This is a genomic window from Bacillus horti (genome assembly GCF_030813115.1).
Taxonomy (GTDB): domain Bacteria; phylum Bacillota; class Bacilli; order Caldalkalibacillales; family JCM-10596; genus Bacillus_CH; species Bacillus_CH horti.
Window position 1 is genome coordinate 25,210 of sequence record NZ_JAUSTY010000008.1, and the last position, 15,209, is coordinate 40,418.

Genomic DNA, 15,209 nt, shown 5'->3' on the forward strand with positions numbered 1-15,209 from the left:
ACACGGTAGTCGGTTTTACAAGTCTAGAACAATTATTTCTTGTCTTACCTTACTATGATGAAGAGCTTATCCACATAACTTTTTCAAATATTGCGTTATCGTCTACCCCTGTTACAGCCCATATTCCATTACTAGCCTTAAAATAGATTGTTGTGTGCTCCGTTTCATTCACTTGGATACAGGATTGGTTATTCATAATTACTTTTTCAATTGATATTACGCCTTCATCAGCAATGGCATGAGCTATCTCGGGTACATCAGGTATGAGAAGCCAGCCTAGTAAAAATGAGCCTGACTCGTCCTCTATCCATTGCCAGCCATAGGTATTTTCATAGATGATATGCATATCTTCTGTTTTCCCACAAGGTCTTCCTGTAGGGAGAGGATGATGCACGGGATGCCTTTCTAGCTTAATAACTTTTATCCGTAGATTATCTATTGCTAAGGTACTTACGACGTCATATTTCATAAACCCCCGGAGGTTTGTAAACGATAGTAACTCTGCTAATGTAGGAATATCCCAATCTTCTCTTTCAGCATCTGTTGTCTTTGGATCTATTTTAGGAATCCGATAAACCTTTCCAAAGGGAATGACTTGATTGCCGTATTTCAAAAGCTTACCTTGGCGGATTAACCATCTATCTAAGGCAACAGCAGCTAACCACTTCGGCTTGAAGCCTAACTGCACAGCTTTTACACTTAGCAGATAGGCTTGCCACCAGTCCTCTAAAGCTTCTCCATGCTGAAAAACAATGGCGGCGTGTATGTAATCAATTCCTTCTTCTGCCCCACCATTTTCTAGGATCTCCTTAACCCTTTTTCTCCGCTCTCTGTCACGTTCAATTCTGTCAGGAGGCAATGTACGGAGGTCATGCTGGTCATCTTCAAATATTTTTTTTAATTCCTCGTTCAAAAGCTTTTGAGCCTCCTTTACTTCGTTGATCTTTTTTTACTACTCCTCTATTAAAAAAGGTTCTCCTACTTCTATTTTAATAGATGACAGAGAGCCCTATTTTTTCGGTTAGGCAGGTACTCTGCTTATCGTGGAAAATGACTTTCGATATAAATACACATGCACATGCACATTCGATTCTGCTCAATAAACTTTACCTCTGCGCAGCTCCCAGCGCAAGGTGTAGCACTGCAGGCTGGCGGTCGGTTGATTAGCAGACTATCCACTGACCAGCAACCATCACCTTATCTATCATATGATCCTTCATGACAACAAGATCGGCCGCTTTCCCCTGCTCTATACTTCCGAATTGTTGCTCCAATCCTAGTATTCTAGCAGGAGTGGTACTCATCATTCTAAAAAGTTGAACAGGATCTATCTGACATTGGTCTAGTAACAGTTGATAAGCCCTTTCCATATTAAGCGTGCTTCCTGCAAGGGTTCCATCAGCTAGTGTGGCTATGCCATCCTTAACCGTTACCGCTAGATTGCCCAGGGAGTAGTTTCCGTCTTCCTGTCCCATTGCACTCATCGCATCGGTCACGACGATGACCTCATCCTGTTTTTTAGCTTTTAAAGCCAGCTGAATCATAGATGGGTGAACGTGAATGCCATCCGCTATAAACTCAACAGTACAACCGTCCTGATTTAGAGCAAAAGCTATGGGACCTGGTGAGCGATGATGAAGACCAGGCATGGCATTACATAGATGAGTCATATGTGTAGCACCATGCTCAAACGCCCGCTGACACTCCTCATAAGTAGCCTCTGTATGCCCGATGCTAGGTACAATCCCTAGCTCAACAAGCTTCTGTAGGTCACTTTGCTGCTGTAGTCGTTCAGGTGCTAATGTTATCAGCTTAATATTCCCCTGTGCAGCCCGTTGCAGCTCCTCAACCTCTTCTAAGGAGAAGGAACGAATATGCTCTGCATTTTGTGCCCCTTTTTTACTTGGCGCAATGTATGGACCTTCAATATGCAGGCCTATGGGCATGGCACCTTGTAAACGGGACACTTGTAAACGAACCTCTTCCACGTCGTCTTGTTTAGGTGCTGATTCTTGTACTGCTTCTTGTTGATGGGATTCTTGTACTGCTTCTTGTTGATGAGATACTTGAAAAGTATCTCCTTCTAAAGATGCTTCTTGTAGATTTTTAGTACCATCTTCCTCCCCTTGAGTTCCCTGCTGAGCTTCCTTTTCTTTTTGTGAAATGTACTTTGCTGCTAAAGTGCAGACCTTTAGTAAACTGTCGTGAGATGCAGTGACTGTTGTTAGGAGGAAGCGGGTTGTCCCATGCTTCACATGAGCTTGGGCCATTGTTTCAAAGGCCTCCAACGTATTATCCATCACATCTGCTCCACCACCACCATGGACATGCACATCAATAAAACCTGGACCAACAACAGCTCCTTGACAGTCAAAGATTTGAACATTATTTTCATGATTTCCACCTGTAACGTCTTCGCTTTTCTCTTTCTGATCAGGTAATGGACGAAAGCCTTCAATTTTGCCCTCTGTGACATATAGCTCTCCGTATTGCAATTGATCACCGATCACAAAGTAGCCATTTGTTAATACATGCCCGCTTTTCATGTTCATGTCCTACCTCATTCCATCCAAGCACTCAATTTGGAGAAATAGATGCAAAAGTACACTTAAACTGATAAAAATGATCAACTTTTAACTTACTAACTGCAAAAGTACAGTTATTTAATTAGAAATGGCTCATTTCAAACGAAAAGTTGGTCAATAATTGTATTTCTGCACTTATCCACTATTTACTCTAAATTGAGCCTTAATTTAGTTGCATTTTTGCACTTATTTCGCACTTATTCATTATTCTGATAAGTGATTAATATTACATTTTGCTTATTAAAGCTGGTCATGCCTTCTCGCCATGCCTTCTCTTTATTTCTTCTTGCTCGTATAGAAAGTCCACTAAGTGTACGGCTTTCATCTGATTTCCAAGACCTTCTCGTTCTATTCCTAGCTGCATTTGGAGTAAGCAGCCTGGATTAGAGGTAATGATTGTTTTTGCTTGAGTTTTCTTCACATCTTGCATTTTATGATCAAGTACCTTCATAGACATTTCTTGCTCCATAATATTATATATTCCTGCAGATCCACAACACATATTTGCATTTTTCAACTCTACAAATTGTGTACCTTCCGTTTGGTGCAATAGCTGCCTAGGGGCGTGATTCACTTTCATACCGTGACGCAAATGACAAGAGTCCTGATAAGTAATCACTTCTTCGGAAATAGAGCTTTGGCTATTAAATGATGCTGGCAAGTTTTTGCTATTGAATGATTCTGACGATAAGACTGCTCTTTGTGATGAGGAAGGTGTTTGTGGCACCGTTGATGTTAATGTTGGTGATGCTGTTGGTGATGCTGTTGGTGTTGGTGTTGGTGTTTTTACTGGTTCCTCATACTCATCCGCATTTTCAATTAACCATTCAGAAATATCTACGATTCGAGAAGCGAATCGCTCCGCTCTGCTCTTCCACTCAGGCTCATCCTTCAAAAGGTGTGGATATTCCATCAGAAACGCCCCACAGCCTCCAGCATTCGTTAGGATTTGTAAGGTAGTTGAAGCCACAGGATCATTCAGTTGCTCACCCTGCTCGAACACTTCAATGTTCCTTTTAGCTAGCTCCTTAGACGTTTGAATATCCCCTGCATGAGCATGTAAAGCTCCGCAGCATGTTTGTGCCTGTGGAACATGAACATTAAATCCTGCACGCTGAGCCAGCTTCACTGTACGCTGATTCGTTTGGTGAAACATCATATCCATGATACACCCTTTAAAAAACTGAACCCGTGAGGAGGCGGAAGTTTGATCAGAAGCGTCAGAAAGCACGCTATTCATTTCTTTTTTCCACAGCTCTTTTGGTGAGGAGATATCAGGTACAATGCGCTCCATACTGACCATACTTTTTGGTAAGAGGATGTGTAATAGCTTCGTTTTACGTACTAGCCACTGTAACCCTGAACGCTGATAGACCCAAAGTAATGAGCCGATCGTTTTAAGCACTGGTGCAGAAGGTAGAACTTTTTTAAAGAAAATGGAACGAAATAGACGTATTGGCCATGAGTAAGTCTTATGCTCATGAAGAATGGCTCTTGCTTGCTCTAAAAGCTGACCATAGTTTACTCCTGATGGGCAGGCCGTTTCACACGCCCGACAGCCTAAGCATAAGCTAAGCTCTCGCTCAAAATGCTCATCTGGCTCAATCACACCGTCTACAACACCCTTCATTAGGGCAATCCTCCCCCTAGGTGATGCAGCTTCCTTTCCTTCAGTCTGAACAAAAGTAGGACAGGAAGGCTGACAAAAGCCACAGCGTGTACAGTTCATCAGCTCCTCTATATCCATCTTTTGCTGAAAGTCTCTTTGTATTTTTTCAGCCTCAGGTAATGTCTTATACTGTTTTACACCCTGTTGTGGTAACGGTTTATCATGTCTAACTACCTGTTGGGACATCGCTTTATGCTGTTTGATTGATTCTTGTAAGTGGTCCGCTTTATCCTGTTTCACTGGTTTCTGTAGCTGTGTGTTCATCCTTTGATCACGATCCTTTTTCTCTCTGCCTTAGCAAAAATCTTGCCCGGGTTCATTAGATTTTTAGGATCAAACGCTTGTTTAATCGCTTTCATAGCAGCAACTCCCGTGTCGCCAAGCTTCCAGGATAGATAAGGAGCTTTTACAATGCCGACACCATGCTCACCTGTAATGGTTCCACCTAATTGAATAGCCACCTCAAAAATTTCAGCAAACGCTTCCTCTACCCGATGCATCTCCTCTTCATCCCTATAATCCGTAACACAGGTCGGATGTAGATTTCCATCCCCTGCATGACCAAACGTACAGATCTGCACCTCATATTTTTCGGCGATACGGTGAATAGAACGCACCATTTCAGCTATTTTGGAGCGTGGAACAGTGGCATCCTCAAGGATCGTTGTTGGTCTGAGCCTTGACAGTGCTGTTAAGGCTGAGCGTCTAGCCGTCGTAAGCTGTTCACTCTCTGCCACAGTCCTGGCAATTTGAATGGAGGAAGCTCCGTATTGCTCACATAGCTTGGCAATCTGTTGAATATCCTGTTCTACAACGTCTGGATGTCCGTCCTGCTCAATAAGCAGCACAGCTTCAATATCCGTTGGTAATCCAATTTGAGCAAAGTCCTCAACCGTCTTTAATGTAAGTTGATCCATAAATTCCAACGTGGCTGGAATAATTTTTGCTGAAATAATCTCGGAAACGGTTTGAGCCGCATGCTCAATGTTTGGATAAAGCGCTAGCATCGTTTTTTTCGAGGCGGGTTTAGGAATTAGTTTTAAGGTAGCCTCTGTGATGATCCCAAGAGTACCTTCTGATCCTACCAGAAGCTTCGTTAAGTCATAGCCGGCTACATCCTTGGCCAGCTTTCCTCCAGTCCGCACAATCTCTCCCTGTGGAAGAACAACCTCTAACCCTAACACATAGTCCTTGGTTACACCGTATTTTAGCCCACGTAACCCACCTGAGCATTCGTTAATATTCCCTCCAATCGTGGAGATTTTCATGCTGCTAGGATCGGGGGGATAAAATAAACCAAGGGACTCCACTTGTTCAATTAATTGCTGTGTAATCACTCCAGGCTGTACAGTAATCGTTAAATTTTGCTCATCAATCTCTAAAATTTGATTCATACGTGTAAATAGGATGACAATCCCGCCCTCTGTTGGAACGGTTCCTGCACATAAATTAGTGCCCGATCCTCTTGGAACAATAGGGATCTCATACTCATAACAGAGCTTCAACAGCTGAGCGATTTCCTCCGTACTTTTTGGTCGAACGACAGCCTGGGGCATGGACTGATAGCCAGGGGTAGCGTCATAGGAATAAGAAAGTAGAGATACGGGATCATCTTCTACATAGGCATGACCTACAATGGCGTAAATTTTTTCAAGAATTTGTGTGTCCAGCTTTGTCATATTTTTCATCGTACTCCCCCATCTGCTAATAAGTTACTCCTGTGGTTTCTAACGGACATAACTGCACCTTAGATGTGTTTTTTTCAACCCCATCAATTCTAACGGACAAAATTGCACCTTAGAAGAGTGTTTTGAGGAAAAATCTCTGGATATTCATTCTAAGAGTTAAAAATGTCCGTTAGAGAGCGAATCAGGCGAAAAAGGCTGTTTAAGAGTCAAATATGTCCGTTAAAAGTTTATAATGATAAAAGAAGCTGCACCAGCATAGAAAAATCTACTTTTGGGACAGCTCTTCATTGTTCTTCATAATCTTCATTGTTCTTCATGCTTCTATAATTCTATATGTCTTCATTCTTTTGTGTTCATCATGCTTTTATAATTCTATATATCTTGATTCCTTCGTGTTCATCATGCTTTCTTAATTCTATATATCTCTTGATTCCTTAGTGTTCATCATACATTCCCTGTATAGCATCAATCTAGCATTAGTTATTCTCCACCTGCAGAGATCAATCTAGCACTATTATTATTCTCCACATACAATTAGTAAGCAATTCTATAAAATAAGGAGCAATTCCTCTATAGACTTAATAATCGTCTGTGGTCGCTGAGAATGATCGAGCTCTTCAAGGACTACTCCCGTCTCCTTCTCTAGCTTCTTTTTACATAGCCCCAAGCTTAGCTCATGCTGGGCACGCTCCTGAGGAGTAAGTTGCTCAAGTTCAACGGGTAAGGCTGTAGCGATCAGAATGGAGTGAACGTTCATAGCGTTTGCCAGCGTTATATCATGATCAATTCGATCACCAACATGAGCGGCAATTGTTTCGTCATCCAGCTCCTTTAGCATCGCGACATCGGGTTTCCCTGCTCCAGCTATCTCTGGGGTAATCACTTTATCGAAATACTCCAAGATGCCAATCGCTTGTAGAACAGGCGCTTGATACTTCATAAAGCCATTCGTCGCTACAGCAAGGCTGTACCCTCTATTTTTTAACTCCTGTAGAACCTGAGGAATTGACTCCTCCAGCATGTATACCTTTGGGAGAACAGAATGCTTCAGCACCATCTGCTCCACATCGATATCCATTTTTAACCCTTCATGTCCTAAAACCGTTTGAACAATTTCATCCCAATCATACGCAGCCACGTACCTGCCAGCTTTAAGGCGTTGTTCATGCTCTTTCACCAACGCCTCTACTACATTCCAGTCACGCTCTACCTTTGAGCCTATGATTTCCTGTAATTCAGGAAAAATATACGCTCCAAAAGGGTTCTGCATCAATGTTCCATCTAAGTCAAAGGTAATCCATTTTTTATCCATTATTTCAGAGCTCCTGACGTTAAGCCTTCAATAAATTGCTTCGAAGCAAACAAGAAAGCGATAATCATCGGTAAAGAGGAAATTGTTAATCCGGCAAAAAGGAGATTCCATTGTGTATCATATTCACCAAACAATGTTAGCATTCCTAAAGGAATTGTCCTTAGCTCATCACTGCGGATGAAAATTAATGGGTAGAAGAAATCATTCCATACACCGATCAAATTCACAATCCCAACCGTTGCTACGGCAGGCTTCATGAGTGGTAAGACAATTTTATAATAAACCTGAAATTCATTACACCCATCTAAGCGTGCTGATTGCTCCAAATCCTTCGGTAAGGTCTTAAAGAATCCATAGAAAACAAATACGGCAAAAGGAATATTACCAGCTACGTAAACAATAACAAGTGACGTAAGTGTATCCAACAATCCTAGATTCATGAAAATAAGATACAAAGGAATGATCGCGAGCTTCATTGGCAGCATCAAACCTAGCATAAAAAAGAACAAAATATAGGTGTTCCATTTAAATGAATATCGAGCTAGATAGTACGCAGCCAGTGATGAAACAAATAAAATGACGAATACAGACGCTGCGCTTACATAAATACTATTCCAGACGTATCCAGAGAAATTAACCTTCTCCCACACATCAATATAGTTCTGAAAATCCAAAGCAGAAGGAAGCCCTAAAGGAGATCTAAATATCTCAATATTGGATTTAAAGGAGTTAAAAATCATTAACAGGATGGGATAGAGAAATAAGATAGCAAAGAAGATAAGAACCGCGTATTTAGCTCCTTGACCCCAGCGTGATGTTTTCATTGTGCTTCACCCCTATCTTTCAAAATTCTTACGTTGGAAGAAGAAAAGACTGATGGCCGTAACGGATGCAATAATGAAGAACAAGATCACTGCAAGCGCCGAGCCTAAACCAATGGCCTGTCCGCCCTCAACAGAACCAAACGCTAAGCGGTAGAAATAAGTCGCTAAAACGTCAGTGGAATAATAAGGTCCACCTGATGATCCCTGCATGGCAAAGATAAGCTCAAAGATTTCAAAGGAACTAATAAACGTAAGAATAGTCATAATCATAAGTGCTGGAAGAACCATTGGAACTGTGATTTTAAAAATCATGGTCAGCCCCCGAGCTCCATCAATTCTTGCCGCCTCAAAAATTTCATCATCAATAGCCTGTAATCCCGCTAGGAAAATAAGCATGGCAAAACCAATACTTGACCAGCTGTTGACTAGGATGATTGTATACAAAGCTGTATCTGTGCTTCCCAGCCAAGGCATAGCTAGATTATCTAAGCCTATCATTCTAAGAAAGGAGTTCAAAGCCCCGTTAGTTGGATTTAGAATCAAGCTGAATAAGAATCCAATAACAATAACGGAAAGTAGCTTAGGTATAAAAAAGACGGATTTGAAAAACTCTCTCCCTTTGATCTTACTATGAAGTAACAACGCTAATATAAAAGCCACAACTAGCTTGGAAAAGAAGCTGACAACGAAAACTATCCAGTTGTGATTTAATGCATTCGTAAACGTTTCTTTATACGGAGATTGGGTCAATAGTGTCACGAAATTCTGAATCCCAATAAAAGCGTCACGTGTAAAGCCATTAAACGAATAGAAGCTGTTCAGAAAAGCTGTGAAAATCGGATAAATTTGAAAGACGATGTAAAAAAGAAGAGCAGGCAATAAAAATAAGTGAACCAAATGCTTTTTCATGTTTTTCTTTTTTTTGATTGTTCTAACTTCTTGTGGTTGATCTTCCTGTAAAGAAGGCATCTCGTTCTATTCCTCCTCTTTTATTAGAAAAACTTGGTCTCTCTCTAGCCATTTCATTTCAAAATGTCGAAAGGCTAGACAGTAGCTTGTAACAAACTAGCTACTTAAAATATTCGTTTATCAGATGAGAAACGCAAAGTGATTTGTTTGTCATCTGATAAACGCAGTTACTCGTTTTTGTTAAACAACATACAGCCAGCAATGAGTGACTGTATATTGTTTTAGTCATTTGTCATCGCATATTGAGCTTAGTACAATTGGCCGATTTTTTACTCTTGCTTAGCTCTTTCTGCCGCAACCTGAGTATCATCTAGCACCTTATCAAGGTCAATTTCACCTAGATATAATCCCTGCAGGGCGTCTTCAAATGTTGTTTTCCCTGTAGGTGAACCTTCACCATAATGAACTAGCATTAAATATGGTGTAGAGTTCTTCGCACTTGCTTCAGAAATTTGATTCACGATTGGATGGCTAGGCTGCACGCCTGACACAGGGCTTACACGGTTTAGTTCATCACTGAACATCTGACCAAAATCTACTGATGTCATAAACTCCATGAATTTAAGAGCAGCTTCTTGGTTTCTGGAGTTTTTCACTACTCCATAGGATCCATCTACCCATTGTGTTACATGAGCATCTTCACCTTTGGAAGTAGCTAATCCTGGAATAACGCCAAACTCAATGTCTGGTGCATTGTTTTCAAAAGTAGCTAAACGATAGTCTCCATTGATGTACATAGCCGCTTGCTCTGTATAAATTAGAGATTGAGCATCGTTATCATCTAATCCCATAAAATGCTGCGGGAAAAACTCTTCTAATTCTTGCATCTTAACAACAGAGTCAGCGAAAGCTGCGTCTTTTAAATCTGTTGATCCAGAGGTAAGCTTATCTACAAAATCATTGCCTCCGTAGATCGCTGGTCCAACTACACCATGAGTCATAGAAAGAAGGTAAGCAGCTCGTCCACCCTGAGCGATCGGAATCACTCCATTATCCTTTAATTGCTGACTCACTTGAACTAATTCATCATAGGTTTCAGGAACTTCTATTCCATATTCATCAAAGATAGCTTTATTATAAAAGATAACTCCAGAGTTAATCGATAACGGAATTCCGTAAACGCTTCCATCATTCCCTCTAGCTGCATCCAAATATGCTTCTGGAATGTTCTCTAGTCCTGCAAGATCATCTAAGGAAACAAGATAATCATTATCAGCAATCGTTTTTGCTCCAGAGTAAGGACGAAGCTGAATAATATCAGGTCCAGAACCAGCTACTAAGGAGTTCGTTAAGATTGTGTTGTACTCTGTAGACTGAAACGGTTCAAACTTAATCGTAATATTAGGATTTTCGTCTTGGAATGCAGCAATTAACTTTTCATAAGCTGGTCTATCCTCTGGTCTCCAGCTATACATGGTCAATTGTATCGCTTGTCCACTCCCTACTTCAGTTCCCCCATTTGTACCCGGCTCTTCAGTATCTGTGCTTGTATCAGGATTTTCTTCAGAATTGGAACTACAACCAAAAGCAACTAAACATAATACAAGAAACATAGCTAGAACGACAAAATTCTTTTTGTTCAACATAATTGTTGCCCCTCTCATATAGATGTCATTTTCATGCTTTGTGTAAATCTAGATGCTGGTCTAACCGTCTACTCTGATTTTCAAGCATCCCCCTCCATAAATCTCATTCTTTTGAACGTGTAGCAGACACCTACCACTCAAAATGATGAAATTTAATTTCTAAACAAACCCATTATATCATGAAATAAAATTTTATAAATCAGAAATATGCTAAATTTGTCGAAAAGTCGTCACTGAACATGCTTGAACATAGGGTTTAACTTAGAAAATTGTATATCTCATTAAAATTCGATCTAAAACATAGCTCTTATCATATTATGGACCTTTGGTCTAATATCTAGAATGTGTGGTTCTCTCCCGTAATGGACACGATTGGTTAAAAGAATAACATGAAGCTCCTCTTCAGGATCAAACCAGAGACTTGTTCCAGTGAACCCTGTATGACCATAGGATAAATCTGAGAATAGCTCTCCACAGGCTGAGTAGGAGATAGGGGACTTCATCATCCAGCCCAATCCTCTGCCTTCATCCAGTGCAGGTGTAAAGTTTTTTTTGCTTAGTCTAATACTTGCCTCAGAGAGTATAGGTTTATCCCTGCCATTTAGCTCAATCATTCTTGCAAATTTAGCTAGATCCTGGACGGTAGAAAACAAGCCTGCATGACCACTTACGCCCCCCATTGTCTCTGCTTTTTCGTCATGGACAATGCCACATTTATACTCTTGCCTTATTGGGCAGAGCTCTGTAGCTGCATAACGCTCTATGGGGAAGCTCGGGTTAAAGCCTGTATCCTTCATATCTAGTGGATCAAAGATGACTTTCGCACAGTATTGATCAAACGCTTCTCCAGTCACTCTCTCAATTAAAAAGGATAGGAGAATCATGCCTAGATCACTGTAAATGACTTTTTGTCCAGGTTCATAAATCAATTGTTCTGCACAAATAGCTTCTAAAATTTCTTTTTTAGCTAACTGCTGTTTATGATACGGGCGATCCGCTACAAGTCCTGAAGAGTGAGTAAGGAGATGGAAAATTCTTATTTTGTCCTTATCATGGGAGTCAAATTCAGGAATGTGCTTAGAAACAGAATCATACAATCCTAGCTTCCCTTCCTCTAATAGCTTCAATGTAGCGGGAAGTGTAGCTATGACCTTTGTTAAAGACGCAAGATCAAAAACAGTATCTAGTTTCATTTCTGTCGGAGTAGGAAATACTGTCTTGTAGCCTAGTGCTTCCTGACAGACAAGCTGTCCACGATGTGAGACGTGTAAAACAGCACCTGGTAGGCGGTTTTTCTTAATCTCATTCTCTAGAAATGTAAGCACTAGTGAGAGCTTCATCCTGCATCTCCCTCCTTCACTTTCAGCACATGACCTATCGCAGCTCGAACCATACCGCCAGCTTCTTCAATAGACCTTCTCGCTTCATTAGCTGTCGCATCTCCTTCAATCATCACAATGGCGGTCTTCACTTCTTGATCGGCAAGATCAAGCACCTGCTGCGCTTTTTCATATGAGCTATTTGTCACGTTTGCCACGATTCTTCTTGCCCGATCTATTAGCTTTACATTTGTTGGAGCTAAATCAATCATCAAGTTTTGATAGACTTTTCCTAGCTTTACCATGGTTGCGGTAGAAAGCATGTTTAAAACCATTTTTTGAGCCGTAGCTGCCTTTAGTCTAGTTGACCCCATGATCACTTCTGGACCTACTTCAACTTCGATGGCAATATCCGCTACTTGCCCAACTCTAGAATTTGAGTTACAGGCAATTCCTACTGTAGCTGCCCCTACTTCCTTAGCATACTGTAGAGCGCCAACCACGTAAGGTGTTCGGCCACTTGCCGTAATCCCAACTACCGTATCACCTGCTTGAAGCTCTTTCTCGATTAGGTCTAGCCTACCATGCTCACTACTGTCCTCCGCACCCTCAACCGCCTGGAGGATGGCCTTTGATCCACCTGCCATAATAGCTTGAACCATTTCATGTGGAGTACCAAAGGTTGGAGGACATTCAGCTGCATCTAGTATTCCCAATCTTCCACTAGTTCCTGCCCCTACATAAATCAATCTTCCTCCATGTCGAATAGAATGGTGGATTTGATCTACAGCCTCTGATATCGGTTGAAGGCAGTTTTGGACCGCTTGGGCCACCTTATGATCCTCATTATTCATAATCTTGAGGATATCATAGGTTGACTGCTTGTCGATATTCCTTGATTGTTCATTAATCTGCTCCGTGGTCAACGAAATTAGATCTTCCTTCAACATGAACAGCTCCTACCCTAAATTATTCTGTGATGTTACCTACATTTTTAAATGCTATGATCCATATACAAAATCTTGTGACTTTACCTGTTGTTGTTTATTACTGTGTTTCATAATAAATCATAATTACTAAATCATTTATAAAATAATATTTTAAAGTAATTATAATTTAAATGAAATTATATTTCAACATATTTATTACTATTATGATTTGAGTGACTTTTCTATTCCTTTTTCCCCCTGAGGTCTCGATCCAAAAAAATCCCCTTTGTTCTTTGGAACAAAGAGGTAGTTTGAGAGTATTATCACTGCATTTACAACGTTCTCAATATATTCTATCAGGAGAAAACGTGATTCTCTTAAAATAGGTCAGTTATTCATAAACCTTATGGGATTGTATAGCTTCTCTCGTTTTGTCTAAGTGCTTAATCGTCTCCTCATATCTCATGCTTGCTAAAGCAACAAACAGAATATCAATAATGTTTAATTGAGCCATTCTTGATGCCGTTGCAGCACTCCTGAAGCTACTTTCTTTAGTAGGTGACGTATAAAGGCGTATATTAGCTAAACCAGCTAATGGTGTTTGACCATACTTTGTAATACTGATGCGTGTGGATTGTGAGGCCAATTCAAATACCTCAACAACTTCCTTTGTGCTACCTGAGTGAGAAACGCCTATGACAACATCCTCAGGTCCTGCGTTCGCCGCTGCTACAGCAGCAATGTGGAAATCTGTGTACGTGTTACACTGAATGTTAATCCTCATAAACTTTTGATGTGCATCTTGAGCGATGATAGAGGAAGCACCTACTCCATAAATGAGCAGCTGCTTACAGTTCATAATTGCTGTTACTGCTTTTTCTACTTCATCTTGATTGATTAAGTCCATCGTTTCACGGATCGCTTGAATATTGTTAGTCGATACCTTGGCAACAACATCCTTCATCTGTTCATTAGGTAGGATGTCGTAGTATTTTTCTGCTACAGGCTTCTGAAGGTCTCCAGCCACTCTAATTTTTAATTCAGAGAAGCTTTTGAAATCTAGCCTTTTACACAATCTAATAATTGCTGCCTCGCTAGACTGACTAGCTTTTGCTAAATCAGCAATCGTTAGCTTTATTGCTTTACCAGGCTCTTCTAAAATGTATTCTGCCACTTTCCTTTCTGAAGGCCGTAGAATATGTAGCATCTCTTTTATAATTGTAATTCCACCAGACATCATAAACATCACCTAGCCCGTTCCTTATTTTTTCATGCCTCTTCTACAATTCCTTGGATCTCCCTTACAGGAGTACCATGCTAAATTAGCTTTTTTGCTGCTACTATAGCTCCATACACAGGAGGTTGATCTGGAATAATGAATTGTGTCTGAATGGAGTGGTCTCTAAATTGCTCTTGAATAATTGGCAAAAACCAGTCAGAGCGCTGATAAATCCCTCCAGCTAAAACAACTGGCACAGTAAAATCCGTAGACGCTTTGTGTGCGTAAAGCTGGCTCACTAAGCTATCCATTTGCTCAGCCATATCTACAGCCGCCTGCTTAAGGATTTGAATCGCTATCTTATCCCCTTGGTCTGCCGCTAAGAAAACCAATTTCGTTACAGAGGATATCACCGTTCTTGAACGCTCCATATCATAAATATGCTCTAGAAGCTCATAAGGACTACTCACCTCAAAATGCTCTAGAATAAGCTGTGAGAGAAGAGTTTCTTTTCCTCGTCCGTCAACCGCATGATAGAAAGCAATACATGCTGCTCTACCAATCGCATAGCCACTTCCAGGGTCACCCAGAAGATAGCCCCATCCCCCAACTCTCTGTCTCTTTCCTTCATCGTTTATTCCAAAGCATATAGAACCAGTCCCTGCAATATTCACGACTCCTGGCTCCCCAAGTGATCCAGAAAATAAAGCATTTACCGCATCATTATCTATCCCTATTTTCGTTTGCGAGGGTAATAGCTCTGTCAACGTTTCTGTAAGCAGCTGCTTATTACTCGGGCGGTCTGCCCCAGCTACTCCCGCAAAGCAGGCGAGCGTATGCTGAAACAGATTAGGAATTTGATCTGCGAGATGGACAAACAGCTTTTCAAACTGAGCTTTGATATAGCTCTGCTCCATACTATTCGGATTTGTTGGTCCAACGGTAACTGAAGCGAGTATCGAGCCTTCTATATTAGCTACAGCCCCTGTTGTTTTTGTCCCGCCTCCATCTATACCGATAATATACATGAGGATTCCCCTTCCTGATGTTCTAGCTCCCTCAAAAGAAATTCGAATAAATATTTTATATGTATTATACATGAAATGAAA

12 protein-coding genes are annotated in these 15,209 nt (G+C 40.9%); all 12 read right to left on the reverse strand.

All coding sequences use genetic code 11. The annotated features are described in order from the left end of the window. Positions 1-52: 52 nt before the first annotated feature. The 12 genes from J2S11_RS10735 to J2S11_RS10790 all read right to left on the reverse strand — a co-directional run bounded on the left by J2S11_RS10735 (position 53) and on the right by J2S11_RS10790 (position 15,128). Entirely contained in the window at positions 53-913 is an 861-nt protein-coding gene (locus J2S11_RS10735; RefSeq protein WP_307394397.1) for a hypothetical protein, read from the reverse strand. A 250-nt stretch (positions 914-1,163) separates the two neighbouring features. Beyond that, positions 1,164-2,552 (reverse strand): N-acetylglucosamine-6-phosphate deacetylase, encoded by a 1,389-nt coding sequence (gene nagA / locus J2S11_RS10740; protein WP_307394398.1) that lies wholly within the window; start codon positions 2,550-2,552, stop codon positions 1,164-1,166. 283 nt (positions 2,553-2,835) lie between these two features. Continuing rightward, on the reverse strand, positions 2,836-4,518 hold the full coding sequence (locus tag J2S11_RS10745) for a (Fe-S)-binding protein (protein WP_307394400.1): 1,683 nt from the start codon (positions 4,516-4,518) through the stop codon (positions 2,836-2,838). Then, on the reverse strand, positions 4,515-5,933 hold the full coding sequence (gene glcD, locus J2S11_RS10750; RefSeq protein WP_307394701.1) for a glycolate oxidase subunit GlcD: 1,419 nt from the start codon (positions 5,931-5,933) through the stop codon (positions 4,515-4,517). Before glcD ends, J2S11_RS10745 begins: the two co-directional genes overlap by 4 nt. 556 nt (positions 5,934-6,489) lie before the next feature. Next, positions 6,490-7,254: an HAD family hydrolase gene (locus tag J2S11_RS10755; RefSeq protein ID WP_307394402.1), complete on the reverse strand. Its 765-nt coding sequence runs from the start codon at positions 7,252-7,254 to the stop codon at positions 6,490-6,492. Then, positions 7,254-8,078, reverse strand: coding sequence for a carbohydrate ABC transporter permease (locus J2S11_RS10760; RefSeq protein ID WP_307394403.1), 825 nt, complete (start codon positions 8,076-8,078; stop codon positions 7,254-7,256). Before J2S11_RS10760 ends, J2S11_RS10755 begins: the two co-directional genes overlap by 1 nt. A gap of 12 nt (positions 8,079-8,090) precedes the next feature. Next, the gene (locus J2S11_RS10765) at positions 8,091-9,047 is read right to left on the reverse strand and encodes a carbohydrate ABC transporter permease (RefSeq protein WP_307394405.1); all 957 of its coding nucleotides are present in this window, start codon (positions 9,045-9,047) and stop codon (positions 8,091-8,093) included. Positions 9,048-9,316: 269 nt separating this feature from the next. Continuing rightward, entirely contained in the window at positions 9,317-10,633 is a 1,317-nt protein-coding gene (locus J2S11_RS10770) for an ABC transporter substrate-binding protein (RefSeq protein ID WP_307394407.1), read from the reverse strand. Positions 10,634-10,926: 293 nt separating this feature from the next. After that, entirely contained in the window at positions 10,927-11,973 is a 1,047-nt protein-coding gene (locus tag J2S11_RS10775) for a serine hydrolase domain-containing protein (protein WP_307394409.1), read from the reverse strand. Continuing rightward, positions 11,970-12,902: an N-acetylmuramic acid 6-phosphate etherase gene (gene murQ / locus J2S11_RS10780; protein WP_307394410.1), complete on the reverse strand. Its 933-nt coding sequence runs from the start codon at positions 12,900-12,902 to the stop codon at positions 11,970-11,972. Before murQ ends, J2S11_RS10775 begins: the two co-directional genes overlap by 4 nt. 370 nt (positions 12,903-13,272) lie before the next feature. Next, positions 13,273-14,118 carry a MurR/RpiR family transcriptional regulator gene (locus J2S11_RS10785; RefSeq protein ID WP_307394412.1) on the reverse strand — a complete coding sequence of 282 codons (846 nt, stop codon included), beginning with the start codon at positions 14,116-14,118 and terminating at the stop codon, positions 13,273-13,275. An 80-nt stretch (positions 14,119-14,198) separates the two neighbouring features. Continuing rightward, positions 14,199-15,128 (reverse strand): N-acetylglucosamine kinase, encoded by a 930-nt coding sequence (locus tag J2S11_RS10790; RefSeq protein ID WP_307394413.1) that lies wholly within the window; start codon positions 15,126-15,128, stop codon positions 14,199-14,201. Positions 15,129-15,209 lie beyond the last annotated feature (81 nt).